The 13,681-nt window shown below is 59.0% G+C and carries 14 protein-coding genes, 1 tRNA gene and 1 pseudogene; 4 read left to right on the forward strand and 12 right to left on the reverse strand.

Annotated elements, in window-relative coordinates:
* Positions 1–19: 19 nt before the first annotated feature.
* A complete protein-coding gene (locus tag HV229_RS02890; protein WP_016155584.1) occupies positions 20–1,039 on the reverse strand; it encodes an NAD(P)-dependent alcohol dehydrogenase in 1,020 nt (339 codons plus the stop codon).
* 220 nt (positions 1,040–1,259) lie between these two features.
* On the opposite strand from HV229_RS02890, the gene HV229_RS02895 reads away from it, so the two are divergent.
* The 3 genes and pseudogenes from HV229_RS02895 to HV229_RS26200 all read left to right on the forward strand — a co-directional run.
* A tRNA-Leu gene (locus HV229_RS02895) sits at positions 1,260–1,344 on the forward strand.
* A gap of 200 nt (positions 1,345–1,544) precedes the next feature.
* Positions 1,545–2,813, forward strand: a complete 1,269-nt coding sequence (locus tag HV229_RS02900; RefSeq protein WP_001219050.1) for an integrase arm-type DNA-binding domain-containing protein — start codon at positions 1,545–1,547, stop codon at positions 2,811–2,813.
* A gap of 46 nt (positions 2,814–2,859) precedes the next feature.
* Positions 2,860–3,012: pseudogene (locus tag HV229_RS26200) on the forward strand (tetratricopeptide repeat protein); the annotation flags it as partial.
* Positions 3,013–3,415: 403 nt separating this feature from the next.
* Here HV229_RS26200 and HV229_RS02905 read toward each other — a convergent pair.
* From HV229_RS02905 to merT, 10 genes are all read right to left on the reverse strand, one after another.
* Positions 3,416–4,324, reverse strand: a complete 909-nt coding sequence (locus tag HV229_RS02905) for an IS110 family transposase (protein WP_249417781.1) — start codon at positions 4,322–4,324, stop codon at positions 3,416–3,418.
* A 1-nt stretch (position 4,325) separates the two neighbouring features.
* Positions 4,326–7,292, reverse strand: a complete 2,967-nt coding sequence (locus tag HV229_RS02910) for a Tn3-like element TnAs3 family transposase (RefSeq protein ID WP_001138064.1) — start codon at positions 7,290–7,292, stop codon at positions 4,326–4,328.
* Positions 7,293–7,294: 2 nt separating this feature from the next.
* Complete coding sequence (locus HV229_RS02915) at positions 7,295–7,855, reverse strand: recombinase family protein (RefSeq protein ID WP_016240398.1); 561 nt, start codon at positions 7,853–7,855, stop codon at positions 7,295–7,297.
* A gap of 125 nt (positions 7,856–7,980) precedes the next feature.
* Positions 7,981–8,967 (reverse strand): DUF3330 domain-containing protein, encoded by a 987-nt coding sequence (locus HV229_RS26480; RefSeq protein WP_016240397.1) that lies wholly within the window; start codon positions 8,965–8,967, stop codon positions 7,981–7,983.
* Positions 8,964–9,200, reverse strand: a complete 237-nt coding sequence (gene merE / locus HV229_RS02925; protein WP_000993386.1) for a broad-spectrum mercury transporter MerE — start codon at positions 9,198–9,200, stop codon at positions 8,964–8,966. The genes HV229_RS26480 and merE overlap by 4 nt, the downstream gene beginning before the upstream one ends.
* Positions 9,197–9,559, reverse strand: coding sequence for a mercury resistance co-regulator MerD (gene merD, locus HV229_RS02930; RefSeq protein ID WP_001277456.1), 363 nt, complete (start codon positions 9,557–9,559; stop codon positions 9,197–9,199). The genes merE and merD overlap by 4 nt, the downstream gene beginning before the upstream one ends.
* A 17-nt stretch (positions 9,560–9,576) precedes the next feature.
* Positions 9,577–11,271 (reverse strand): mercury(II) reductase, encoded by a 1,695-nt coding sequence (gene merA / locus HV229_RS02935; protein ID WP_016240396.1) that lies wholly within the window; start codon positions 11,269–11,271, stop codon positions 9,577–9,579.
* Positions 11,272–11,322: 51 nt separating this feature from the next.
* Positions 11,323–11,745 carry an organomercurial transporter MerC gene (gene merC / locus HV229_RS02940; RefSeq protein WP_001340589.1) on the reverse strand — a complete coding sequence of 141 codons (423 nt, stop codon included), beginning with the start codon at positions 11,743–11,745 and terminating at the stop codon, positions 11,323–11,325.
* Between the two features lie 35 nt (positions 11,746–11,780).
* On the reverse strand, positions 11,781–12,056 hold the full coding sequence (gene merP / locus HV229_RS02945) for a mercury resistance system periplasmic binding protein MerP (RefSeq protein ID WP_000732292.1): 276 nt from the start codon (positions 12,054–12,056) through the stop codon (positions 11,781–11,783).
* Between the two features lie 13 nt (positions 12,057–12,069).
* The gene (gene merT / locus HV229_RS02950) at positions 12,070–12,420 is read right to left on the reverse strand and encodes a mercuric ion transporter MerT (RefSeq protein ID WP_181546876.1); all 351 of its coding nucleotides are present in this window, start codon (positions 12,418–12,420) and stop codon (positions 12,070–12,072) included.
* Positions 12,421–12,491: 71 nt separating this feature from the next.
* On the opposite strand from merT, the gene merR reads away from it, so the two are divergent.
* Complete coding sequence (gene merR, locus HV229_RS02955; protein WP_005303925.1) at positions 12,492–12,926, forward strand: Hg(II)-responsive transcriptional regulator; 435 nt, start codon at positions 12,492–12,494, stop codon at positions 12,924–12,926.
* A 56-nt stretch (positions 12,927–12,982) separates the two neighbouring features.
* Here merR and HV229_RS02960 read toward each other — a convergent pair.
* Positions 12,983–13,680, reverse strand: a protein-coding gene (locus HV229_RS02960) for an IS1 family transposase (protein ID WP_249417763.1) whose coding sequence is annotated in 2 segments (ribosomal slippage) — positions 12,983–13,431 and positions 13,431–13,680 — 699 coding nt in all. Because the reading frame shifts where the segments join, the coding sequence is not laid out codon by codon here.
* Position 13,681: the final 1 nt, after the last annotated feature.

Consider the following 13,681-nt stretch of genomic DNA (forward strand, 5'->3'; position numbering starts at 1 on the left):
TGCGGGACTGAGCCTTGCATCAGAAGTCGGCTTTCAGTACCACGCGGTAGCGGGCTTTGCCGTCACGCACGTGCTGGATAGCGTCGTTAATTTGCGACATTGGGTACAGTTCGGTGGTGGGCGACACCTTGCTGCGCCCGGCAAACTTCATCAGCTTGCGCAGTTCGAACGGCGTACCGGTTGCCGAACCGGAGATGCTGCGATCGCCGGCAATTAGGGTGAACGCTGGCACCGGCAGCGGCTTCAGCACCGCGCCGACGGTATGGAAGTTACCGCCGTAGGCCAGTGCTTCAAAATAAGGCTGCCAGTCGAGATCGACGTTAACCGTGTTAATAATGAGATCGAACTGGCCCGCCAGCGCTTTTAGCGCATCCGGATCGCGGCTGTTAACCACCTTATCCGCCCCCATCGCCAGCACTTCCTGCTCTTTCGCCGGATTGGAGCTGAACGCGGTCACTTCGCACCCCATCGCGTGTAACAGCTTAATGGCGATATGCCCCAGGCCGCCGATGCCGATCACCCCAACGCGGCTGGTGGCGGTGATATGGTGCATCAGCAGCGGTTTGAACACCGTGATACCGCCGCACAGCAAGGGACCCGCCGCCGCCAGATCGATGCTTTCCGGCAGCGGGATCACCCATTGCCAGTCGGCCCGCAGCTTCTCGGCAAAGCCACCGCGATTGAGAATAGTGGGAACGGAACCTTCCAGGCAGTTAATCTGATTGCCGCTGATACAGGCGTCGCAATGCCCGCAGCTGCGCGCCGTCCAGCCAATGCCGACTCGCTGACCAACCTTCAGACCTTTATCTTGCGCCGCGCTGCCGAGCGCCGCCACGCGACCAATCACCTCATGCCCGGCAACCAGTGGATACTGAGAGAACCCCCATTCGTTGTCGATCATCGACAAATCGGAATGGCAGATACCGCAGTAATCGACCTGGACTTCGACATCTTCCGGCTTAAGCTCGCCTGCATCATATTCATAGAGTTCGAGTTCGCTGCCCGCCGCTTTTGCGGCGTAGCTTTTTATCATCGACATCGTGTTTCCCTCAGTGTGGTGTTGAACTGGAAGTGTAGAGCATGGGGAAACGGGACGCTTCGCAGAAGGGGGGATTAATAAGGGGGCAAACTGTGACGATGGTTGCAGGTGAGAAAGGGAATGCTGAAATTTTCAACACTTAGCGAGTCAGGCACACGCTGGTGCTTGCATGGTGGCGCATGACAGGTATAATCCACAACGTTTTCCGCATCCCTTCCGTGCCGGAGTGGCGAAATCGGTAGACGCAGTTGATTCAAAATCAACCGTAGAAATACGTGCCGGTTCGAGTCCGGCCTTCGGCACCAAAAGTATGTAAATAGACCTCAACTGAGGTCTTTTTTTATGTCTGAAATCCGCGCTATACAAGGCTTTTCCAGCATTTCTCCTCAACTGAAGTCAACCTGAGTCAACCCACATCAACAAGCTTGTGAGTATACTAATGAGTATATTTGCCGATTCGATATTGCTTGTATACTCACGAGATACCAATGGAAGGAGGACCATTATGGCCCTAACGGATACTAAAGTTCGTTCTGCAAAACCTGAGGAGAAAGAGTATTCACTTGTTGACGGCGACGGCATGTCCTTACTTGTAAAACCTAACGGTTCAAAGTATTGGCGATTTCGTTTCCGTTTTGGTGGTAAACAACATTTGATGGCGTTCGGCGTTTACCCGGATGTTTCGCTGGCTGATGCCAGGAAGAAAAGGGAAGAGGCCAGAAGGTTGGTAGCTGCTGGTATCGATCCTCGTGAGCATAAACGTGCTGTGAAAGAAGAGCAGGCAAAAGAGATTATTACTTTCGAGAAGGTTGCCAGAGAGTGGCTCTTGACCAATCAGAAATGGTCGGAAGATCATGCTAATCGCGTAAAAAAGAGCCTGGAGGACAATATCTTCCCGGCAATTGGTGCTCGCAATATTGCTGAACTGGGTACTCGCGATCTGTTAATTCCCATTAAAGCCGTGGAGACATCTGGACGTCTTGAAGTGGCTTCCCGTCTTCAACAGCGCACCACGGCCATCATGCGTTATGCAGTGCAAAGCGGGTTAATTGATTACAACCCGGCGCAGGAGATGGCGGGGGCGGTAGCTTCCAGTAATCGGCAGCATCGTCCGGCGCTGGAGTTAAAGCGCATCCCTGAATTACTCCAGAAAATAGACGGCTATACCGGCAGGCCGCTAACCCGCTGGGCAACGGAACTCACTTTGCTTATCTTTATTCGGTCCAGTGAGCTGCGTTTTGCTCGCTGGTCAGAGATCGATTTTGACACGTCAATGTGGACCATTCCGCCAGAGCGAGAGCCTATTCCCGGCGTGAAACATTCTCAGCGAGGATCAAAGATGCGTACACCTCATCTGGTGCCGCTTTCAAAGCAGGCGCTGGCGATCCTGAAGCAGATAAAACAGTTCTGTGGTGAACATGAACTCATTTTTATTGGCGATCACGATCCGCGTAAACCCATGAGTGAAAACACCGTGAACAGTGCATTGCGGGTGATGGGCTATGACACTAAAGTTGAGGTTTGCGGTCACGGTTTCCGCACAATGGCCTGTAGTTCGTTAATTGAGTCAGGGCTATGGTCGAAGGATGCGGTAGAACGGCAGATGAGCCATATGGAACGTAATTCGGTGAGGGCGGCGTATATCCATAAAGCGGAACATCTGGATGAGCGAAAGCTGATGTTGCAGTGGTGGGCTGATTTTCTGGATGCTAACAGGGAACAGAGTGTCAGCCCTTTTGACTATGCAAAAATTAATAATCCTTTGAGAAGGTGACAGAACTCCATACACACACATGCTCTTCCCTCACAGGGGAAGAGCACTCATTGATAAAATACTGGCGTACAACCCCGAAGATAATCAGGGAGCACGCTGATTGATAGGACCGGAATTGTTACGCTCATGGCGACCATGAGGGGCAGTCCATGTACTGATGGTGCATGTAGTTGAATTTTCACCTTACTGGTATGAACTTAGGGAAGGTGCGAATAAGCAGGTCATTTCTTCCCAAGCTGACTCGCTGATTAAAATTTCGCGGATCTGGGCCGATTTTTTTCCCGCAAACACATCGAATCAGCCTATTTAGGGGTCAGTTTGGAGATCGGAAATTATTGTACTATAAGGGCTTCCCCGGCATGTCAACGCCGGTGTTTACGGTTTCTGTCTGCACTATAGTAAAAAAATAAAGGGGAGAGACTGCGGTACTATAAACGGTCATGATGAATCGTCATCGATTCGGACCCTGATGAAAGACGCTCGTGAGGCTCTAGTTCGTTAGTCGGGTACACTTGCCCTGTACAATAAGCAGATATACCTCACGGGGTCTAACCCTTTATCATCAACGAGTTGCAGAACAGATGGTCATACAGCTTTGTACTTTAGCTGGCTGAGTACAACCTGAAATCATCACCGTAATGCAATGATGCCCAGCACAGTCTTGCATTTTTGGCAGCGATGGCAACAACAGCGCGCCAGTATCCTCTGCGTTCGACCAGTGAGCAGACCCAACGACTGAATAAATCAGTCCTTTTCTCCGCCCCGATCAGTACCGAGCGGGCACCCTGAACCAGAAGTGTTCTCAGATACGAATCGCCAGCTTTCGTTATCCTGCCAAGCTTCGACTTTCCGCCGCTGCTGTACTGCGATGGTGTCAGTCCCAGCCAGGCTGCCAGCTGGCGCCCATTCTTAAAATCATGTGCATTACCGATACTGGCGACCAGCGCACAGGCCGTTGTGGGGCCAACGCCCTTCAATTCCATCAGCCGCTGACTGCGATGATCTGTTTTGGCCATGCGGGACAAAATTCGGTCATATTCAGCGATGTTATCTTCAATGCGAGCAACGTGCTCCAGCAAATCATCAACACATTGCTGAACCTGAAGTGGTAAAGAATTCTTCTGCTCAAAAACTATGTGGCGCAGGGCATCTGTACTTTGTGGGGCGATAACGCCGAATTCAGATATCAACCCCCGGAGACGATTATATGTTGCTGTTTTCTCTTCGATAAAACCCTGTCGGGTACGATGCAGACACTGCATTGCCTGCTGGCTCTCATCCTTAACCGGCACAAACCGCATATGTGGGCGACGAACCGCCTCGCAGATAGCCTGAGCATCAGCTGCATCATTTTTCCCTGATTTACCAGCCATGCGGTAAGGCGATACAAATTTAGCGGCCATCAGACGCGGCTCATGACCATACTGCCGAAACAGTCTTGCCCAGTAATGAGCCCCGGAGCACGCCTCCATCCCGATAGGGGTCGTCTCAGAAAACGGAAAATAAAGCACGCTAAGCCGGTTGCAGAGGCCGTAGCGGCCTGAACTTCCCCGCGCCGATCTTGGCGCTGCTGCGCCATAGGTAATCACCGGTCAGGTTGATGTGCTCCCAGCCGAGTGGCGACAGGTACTGCAATAGCGAGTCATCGACGGCATGACCATTGCCGCGCAACGCATGCGCCGCACGCTCCAGGTAGACCGTGTTCCACAGCACGATGGCCGCCGTCACCAGGTTGAGGCCGCTGGCCCGGTAGCGCTGCTGCTCGAAACTGCGGTCACGGATTTCACCAAGGCGGTTGAAGAACACGGCACGGGCCAGCGCATTGCGCGCCTCGCCCTTGTTCAGCCCGGCATGCACGCGGCGGCGTAGCTCGACGCTTTGCAGCCAGTCGAGGATGAACAGCGTGCGCTCGATGCGGCCCAACTCGCGCAGCGCGACGGCCAAGCCGTTCTGGCGCGGGTAGCTGCCGAGTTTCCTGAGCATCAGCGAGGCCGTCACCGTGCCCTGCTTGATCGAGGTGGCCAGCCGCAGGATTTCGTCCCAATGGGCGCGGACGTGCTTGATGTTGAGCGTGCCGCCGATCATCGGCTTGAGCGCGTCATAGGCGGCATCGCCCTTCGGGATGTAGAGCTTGGTGTCGCCCAGGTCGCGGATGCGCGGCGCGAAGCGGAAGCCCAAGAGGTGCATCAGGGCGAAGACGTGATCGGTGAAGCCCGCCGTGTCGGTGTAGTGCTCCTCGATCCGCAGGTCGGATTCGTGGTACAGCAGGCCGTCGAGCACGTAGGTTGAGTCGCGCAGGCCGACATTGACCACCTTGGTGTGGAATGGCGCGTATTGGTCGGAGATGTGGGTGTAGAAAGTCCGTCCTGGGCTGCTGCCATATTTTGGGTTGATGTGCCCCGTGCTCTTTGCCTTGCTAGCGGTTCGGAAATTCTGTCCGTCCGATGATGATGTGGTGCCATCGCCCCAGTGCCCGGCAAAGGGATGCCGAAACTGAGCGTTGACCAGTTCAGCCAACGCTGTCGAGTACGTTTCGTCGCGGGTATGCCAGGCTTGCAGCCAAGCGAGCTTCGCGTAGGTCGTGCCGGGGCAGGACTCGGCCATCTTGGTCAGGCCCAGGTTGATCGCGTCGGCCAGGATCGTGGTCAACAACAGGTTCTTGTCCTTGGCCAGATCGCCCGATTTCAAGTGCGTGAAGTGCCGGGTGAAGCCCGTCCACTCATCGACTTCGAGCAGCAGTTCGGTGATCTTGACGTGCGGCAGGACCATGGCTGTCTGGTCTATCAGCGCCTGCGCGGTGTCGGGCACCGCCGCATCCAGCGGCGTGATCTTCAAGCCCGACTCGGTGATGATGGCATCCGGCAGGTCGTTGGCTGCCGCCATGCGGTTGACGGTGGCAAGTTGTGCTTCCAGCAGCGTCAGCCGCTCATGCAGATATTGTTCGCAGTCGGTGGCCACGGCCAGCGGCAATTCGCTGGACTGCTTGAGGCTGGTGAACTTCTCGGGCGGTACCAGGTAGTCCTCGAAGTCCTTGAACTGGCGTGAACCCTGCACCCAGATGTCGCCCGAGCGCAGGGAGTTCTTCAACTCGGACAGCGCGCACAGTTCGTAGTAGCGCCGGTCGATGCCGGCGTCGGTCATCACCAGTTTCTGCCAGCGCGGCTTGATGAAGCCGGTCGGTGCATCGGCTGGCAGCTTGCGGGCGTTGTCGGTGTTCATGCCGCGCAGCACCTCAATGGCATCAAGCACGTTTTTGGCGGCGGGCGCGGCCCGCAGCTTGAGCACGGCAAGGAATTCCGGTGCATAGCGGCGCAGGGTGGCGTAGCTCTCGCCGATGCGATGCAGGAAATCGAAGTCATCGGGTTGCGCGAGCTTCTGCGCCTCGGTGACGCTCTCGGCAAAGGAATCCCAGGACATGACGGCCTCGATGGCGGCAAACGCATCGCGGCCTGATTGCTTGGCGTCGATCAGCGCCTGACCGATGCGCCCGTACAGACGTACCTTGGCGTTGATGGCCTTGCCTGACGCCTGGAACTGCTGCTGATGCTTATTCTTGGCAGCGTTAAACAGCTTACCCAGGATGCGGTCGTGCAGGTCGATGATTTCGTCGGTGACGGTGGCCATGCCCTCGGTGGCCAGCGCCACGAGAGTGGCGTAGCGCCGTTGCGGCTCGAATTTGGCCAGGTCGGCGGGTGTCATCTGGCCGCCCTCGCGGGCAATCTTGAGCAGGCGGTTCTGGTGAACCAGCCGCTCGATGCCGGTAGGCAGATCGAGTGCCTGCCATGCCTTGAGGCGTTCGATGTGTTCCAGCATATGCCGCGAATTTGGCTTGGCCGGAGACTGGCGCAACCAAGCCAACCAGGTCGTCTTGCCGTTGTCCCGGCGCTTGAGCAGATCGTCGAGGCGGCGGCGATGCGCGTCCGCCAGTGGTTCGGCCAAGGCGTCGTAGATGCGCCGGTTAGCACGGGTGATCGCCTCGGCACTCGCCCGCTCGACGGCGTTGAGGGCGGGCAGAATGACCGACTGCCGCCGCAGGTGCCCGATCAAGGCGCTGGCCAGCACGATGCCTTTGTCGGTTTGCATCGCCAGCTCGGTCAGCATCTGGACGGCCTGCCGGTAATGGCTCATGGTGAAGGGCCGGAAACCGAACACGGTTTGCAGCTCGCTCAGGTGCTCGCGCCGGGTCTGCTCCCGCTGGCCGTACTCGTTCCAGCTTTCGACGCCGACCTTGAGCTGGTCGGCGACCAGCTTCAACAAGGGCGGGAACGGTAGTTCATCGACGCCCAGGATGACGCCGGGAAAGCGCAGGTAACAGAGCTGCACCGCGAAGCCCAGCCGATTGGCTGGCCCGCGCCGCTGTCGGATGATCGAGAGGTCGGTATCGTTGAATGTGTAATGTCGGATCAGGTCGTCCTTGGAGTCCGGCAACGCCAGCAGGCTTTCCCGCTCGGCGGCGGACAGGATGGAACGACGTGGCATATTTACTGATCCGTTCTCAAGTATTGATACAGGGTTTCGCGACTGATTCCGAATTCACGAGCAAGCTTGGCCTTTTGCTCGCCAGCCTCGACACGTTGGCGCAGTTCGGCAATACGCTCAGACGACAGGGATTTCTTCCTGCCACGGTAAGCCCCGCGTTGCTTGGCGAGCGCAATACCCTCGCGCTGACGCTCGCGGATCAGGGCGCGCTCGAACTCGGCGAACGCGCCCATCACCGAGAGCATCAGGTTCGCCATCGGAGAGTCTTCGCCAGTAAAACTGAGGTGTTCCTTGACGAATTCGATATGCACGCCGCGTTGTGTCAGCGTTTGCACGATCCGGCGCAAATCATCGAGATTGCGCGCCAGGCGATCCATGCTATGCACCACCACGGTGTCGCCGGTGCGGGCGAAGCTTATCAGCGCTTCCAGTTGCGGACGCTTGACATCCTTGCCGGATGCCTTGTCGCTAAAAGCGCGATCAACCTTGACGCCTTCCAGTTGCCGTTCCGGGTTCTGGTCGAAGGTGCTGACCCTGATATACCCAATGCGCTGTCCAGTCATGGAATTCCCTGCAAAATGTCAGGGAAGACTCTATGACCTTCAACGAGATATGTCAATAAATTCAAAATTCAATCCTATCCTGACGCAATTTACACATGGCATCTGACATCAGGTTAGGGTATGCCTCAACCTGACGGCGGCGAATCACAAGCGTCCGGTTTGACGCTGGTTTCGGTCGCAGTGCTGGCCCGCGCCTGGAAGCGCTGATAGCACTCCAGCCCGCAGAAATGCTCCACGTACTCGGCCCCTTCCGGCGTGAAGGCGGCATCGAGCGGGATTTCCTTGCAGCACACGCAGCAACTGGTGCTCGGTTCATTGGCGTTCATGGTGGTGTTCCTCCATTGGTTGACGAAGCCGACGAAGGCCGCCGCCGGCATCGGCCTGGCGAACAGGAAACCCTGCACCGTGTCGCAACCCGCCTGCCGCAACCACGCAAGGCAGTCGGGTGTTTCCACACCCTCGGCTACCACCTCCATGCCCAGCCCGTGCGCGAGCTGGATCACCGCCCGCACGATAGTTTGGTCACGGGCATCATCCGGGAGCCTGGCGACAAAGGATTGGTCGATTTTCAATGTGGTGATGGGGCAGCATTTCAGATGTTGCAGGCAGGAATAGCCGGTGCCGAAGTCGTCGGCGGCGAAGCGCACGCCGATGGCGCGCAAGGCGTCGAAACTGGCGAACAGGGCTGGATTGCCGAATGCGACCGATTCGGTCAGTTCGATCTCCAGAAGCTCGGCGGGCAGGGCCATATCGGCCAGCACCCGCTTTACCTCGTCGTCGAACGTTGGCCCAACCTGGCTGGCGGACACATTGACGGCAAGACGGAACGGTTGCCATGCCGGTCCTTGCCACTTGTGCATCTGGCGACAGGCCTCGCCCAGCACCCACGCGCCTATTTCCGGCATCAGGCCGAACGACTCGGCCAGCGGCAGGAACTGGCCGGGCGGCAACAGGCCAAGCCTCGGATGCCGCCAGCGCATCAACGCTTCCGCGCCAGCGATCCGGTGATCGCGCAGATCGACCAGCGGCTGGTAATGCAGGTCAAGCTGTCCGCGCGCCGCCGCCTGCGCCAACTCGGCCGCCGTCCATCCGGCGGGCTGCGAACTCGTCATGATCCGCCCCGGAAGGCGCGCAGCAGCCGCGTTACGGCCAGAACGAACAAGCCGGTCAGCGCGAGCGCGGCAACACCCCAATGCTCGCCAAGGAAGGCACCGGCGGTCGTCCCGGCCAGCACGGCGGCGAGAATCGGCAGATGGCAGGGGCAGGTCAACACGGCCAGCGCACCCCACAGGTAGCCGGAAACGGGTTGGCGCGTCTCGGGCGGCAGTTTGTCAGGGGCGTTCACGGCAATGCCTCCTCGTGCGCCCGCTCGGCTGGCATGGAGGCCAGTTGCGCGTCCAGATGGGCCAACGCCGCGCGCCGCCGCTCGACCAACTGGCGCAGCACGGCAAGCTGCGCTGCGGCTTGTGCGCCGTCCGCTGCGTCGAGCGCACGGCACAGCCGCGCCAGGGCATCCAGGCCGATACCCGCCTCGAAGGCCGCGCGCACGAAGCACAGCCGTTGCAAGGCCGCATCGTCGAACACGCCGTAGCCGCCCGTGGTGCAGGCCACCGGCCGTAACAAGCCGCGCACCAGGTAGTCGCGCACGATATGTACGCTCACCCCAGCGTTATGGGCCAGTTGCGATACCGTGTAGGCGCTCATCGCACACCTCCTTGTCCTCACCCGGCGCAGCAGGAAAGATGCTTCACATCCTTGTTGAAGGTCTGCGCCGCGAGCTTCAACCCTTCGACCATCGTCAGGTAGGGGAACAACTGGTCGGCCAGTTCCTGCACCGTCATCCGGTTGCGAATCGCCAGTGCGGCCGTCTGGATCAGTTCGCCCGCTTCCGGGGCCACTGCCTGCACGCCGATCAGTCGTCCGCTGCCTTCTTCAACCACCAGTTTGATGAAGCCGCGCGTGTCGAAGTTGGCGAGCGCGCGCGGCACGTTGTCCAGCGTTAGCGTGCGACTATCAGTTTTGATGCCGTCATGGTGCGCTTCCGCCTCGCTGTAGCCTACGGTCGCCACTTGCGGGTCGGTGAACACCACGGCCGGCATCGCGGTCAGGTTCAGGGCCGCGTCACCGCCGGTCATGTTGATCGCGGCGCGAGTGCCGGCCGCTGCCGCCACATAGACGAACTGCGGCTGGTCGGTGCAGTCGCCTGCGGCGTAGATGTGTTCCACGCTTGTACGCATGCCGGGGTCGATGACGATAGCGCCTTGCGGGGTGAGCGTGACGCCCGTCGCATCCAGTGCCAGCTTGCGTGTGTTGGGCGCGCGGCCGGTGGCGACCAGCAGCTTGTCGGCGCGCAGTTCGCCGTGCGCCGTGGTGAGCACGAATTCGCCGTCCCCTTCACCATTGATATACGCGACCTGGCTGGCCTGGGTGTGTTCCCTCACCTCGATGCCCTCCATGCGGAATGCGGCCGTGACGGCTTCGCCTATAGCTGGGTCTTCGCGGAAGAACAGCGTGCTGCGAGCCAGGATCGTCACCTTCGCTCCGAGTCGGGCGAACGCCTGCGCCAGCTCCAGCGCCACCACTGATGAGCCAATCACGGCCAGGCGCTTAGGAATCGTCTCGCTGACCAGCGCTTCAGTGGAAGTCCAGTACGGAGTGTCTTTCAGGCCGGGAATCGGCGGCACGGCCGGGCTCGCGCCGGTGGCGATCAGGCAGCGGTCGAATGCCACCACGCGCTCGCCGCCGTCGTTGAGTTGCACGATCAGGTTGCGATTGTCCTTAAAGCGGGCGGAGCCGTGCAGCACAGTGATCGCCGGATTGCCCTCCAAGATGCCTTCGTACTTGGCATGGCGCAGTTCATCGACGCGGGCCTGCTGCTGGGCCAGCAGCGCCGTGCGCTGGATGGTCGGCGTGGTAGCGGCGATGCCGCCATCGAACGGGCTTTCCCGGCGCAGATGGGCGATATGGGCGGCGCGGATCATGATCTTGGACGGCACACAACCGACATTGACGCAGGTGCCGCCGATGGTGCCGCGCTCGATCAGCGTGACACGTGCGCCTTGCTCGACGGCCTTCAGCGCCGCTGCCATCGCGGCCCCGCCGCTGCCGATGACGGCGATATGCAATGCGCCGCTGCTACCCGTCTTGTCGTTTCTGCCCAGCAGATCGCGCATCTTGTCGAGCAATCCGCCCGGCGTCGAAACTGAGGGGGCATCGGCCAGCGTGGCCCGATAACCGAGTCCAGCTACAGCGGCCGTCAGCGCGTCGGGTGACGTGCCGACCTCAATGGCGAGCTTGGCGCTGCCCTTGGCGTAGGAGACATCCGCTGATTGCACGCCGGGCACTTTCTCCAGGGCGTCCTTGACATGCACTGCGCACGAGTCGCAAGTCATGCCGGTGATTTTGAGAGTGCTCATACCATCGTTCCTTATTCGTGTGGGCCGCCGTGTCGCACGGTCAGCCGTCTTTCACAAGCGCTTGGCGGGGAGTTCGCAGCCGTCCGGTCCGCAACGGCGATGCGCCGGCGACACGAAGTCCCAGATCGACACCCCAATCATCAAGGCCAGGCCGACGTACATCAGGTTCGCCGTCCACCAGTTGCCGAGCAGCCAGACCGTGGCCGCAAACACGATGGCCGGGCCGATCATGCCGAGCAGACTGCGCAGCCATTGCCGATGACTGAACCAACCCAGCGCGTTCGCCAGGAAGGCCAGCGCGGCAAACAGCGGCAGCAGGCGGCTGATGAACAGTCCCTCGTACTGGCTCAAGAAGCCCAGCCCGATGGCCGCGCCGAAGCTGGCGAGGGCTGGAAAGCAGGCGGCGCAGCCCATCGCGGAAACGACGCTGCCGAGCGCGCCGGTTTTATCGGCAATGCGTGTCATCAGTCCCATGAAGCGGCTCTCGCTGTTGTCGTTGGCTTGCTGGCTCACTGCTTGACGCTGGACGGATAGCCGGCGTCTGCGGTGGCCTTGGTCAGCTTCTGTACGCTGGCCTTGGTGTCGTCAAAAGTGACGACGGCCTCGCGCTTCTCGAAGCCCACATCGACCTTGCTCACGCCTTCGACCTTGGAGAGCGCTTTCTTGACTGTGATCGGGCAGGCGGCGCAAGTCATGCCGGGAACCGCTAGCGTGACGGTCTGGGTAGCGGCCCACACCGGGGCAACAGCGGCGGCGAGGGCAAGGGAGGCAAACAGTTTCTTCATGATGAACTCCTGGTTAATAGAAAAATGGAACGACATAGGGAAATCCAAGCGCGACCAGGACCAGCACGGCCACGATCCAGAAAATCAGCTTGTAGGTGGCGCGCACCTGCGGAATCGCGCAGACCTCACCTGGCTTGCATGCCTGCACGGGCCGGTAAATCCGCTTCCAGGCGAAGAACTGCGCCACTAGCGCCGCGCCGATGAACAACGGTCGATAGGGTTCCAGCACCGTCAGGTTGCCGATCCAAGCACCGGAGAAGCCCAGGGCGACCAGTACTAGCGGCCCCAGGCAGCAGGTCGATGCAAGAATGGCGGCCAGCCCGCCGGCGAAGAGCGCACCGCGCCCGTTTTGTGGTTCAGACATACGTTGGCCCTTTTGAATTTGGATTGGATAGCGTAACCTTACTTCCGTACTCATGTACGGAGTCAAGCGATATGGAAAATAATTTGGAAAACCTGACCATTGGCGTTTTTGCCAAGGCGGCCGGGGTCAACGTGGAGACAATCCGCTTCTATCAGCGCAAGGGCCTGTTGCCGGAACCGGACAAGCCTTACGGCAGCATCCGCCGCTATGGGGAGGCGGACGTGGTTCGGGTGAAATTCGTGAAATCGGCACAGCGGCTGGGGTTCAGTCTGGACGAGATTGCCGAGCTGTTGCGGCTCGACGATGGCACCCACTGCGAGGAGGCCAGCAGCCTGGCCGAACACAAGCTCAAGGACGTGCGCGAGAAGATGGCCGACTTGGCGCGCATGGAAACCGTGCTGTCTGAACTCGTGTGCGCCTGCCATGCACGAAAGGGGAATGTTTCCTGCCCGTTGATCGCGTCACTACAGGGCGAAGCAGGCCTGGCAAGGTCAGCTATGCCTTAGCGTGCTTTATTTTCCGTTTTCTGAGGTGCCCCCAAAAACTGGGTAATGACTCCAACTTATTGATAGTGTTTTATGTTCAGATAATGCCCGATGACTTTGTCATGCAGCTCCACCGATTTTGAGAACGACAGTGACTTCCTGCCCAGCCTTGCCAGATGCTGCCTCAGATTCAGGTTATGCCGCTCAATGCGCTGCGTATATCGCTTGCTGATAACGTGCAGTTCTCCCTTCAGGCGTGATTCATAAAGCGGCCAGCCATCCGTCATCCATACCACGACCTCAAAGGCCGACAGCAGGCCAAGAAGACGCTCCAGCGTGGCCAACGTGCGTTCACCGAATACGTGCGCCACAACCGTCCTCCGTATCCTGTCATACGCGTAAAACAACCAGCGCTGGCGGGATTTAGCGCCGACGTAACCCCACTGTTCGTCCATTTCCGCGCAAACAATGACGTCACTGCCCGGTTGTATACGTGAGTTTACCGACTGCGGCCTGAGTTTTTTAAGTGTCGTAAAATCGTGTTGAGGCCAATGCCCATAATTCGTGCACTGGCGCGGCATCCGACGCCATTCATGGCCATATCAATGATTTTCTGGTGTGTACCGGGCTGAGAGGCGGTGTAAGTGAACTGTAGCTGCCATGTTTTACGGCAGTGAGAGCAGAGATAGCGCTGATGTCCGGCAGTACTTTTACCGTTACGCACTACGCCTTCAGTAGCTGAGCAGGAGGGACAACTGATAGAAACAGAAGCCACT

The sequence above is a fragment of the Citrobacter sp. RHBSTW-00524 genome (assembly GCF_013747755.1).
In the GTDB taxonomy this organism is placed as follows: Bacteria; Pseudomonadota; Gammaproteobacteria; order Enterobacterales; family Enterobacteriaceae; genus Citrobacter; species Citrobacter braakii.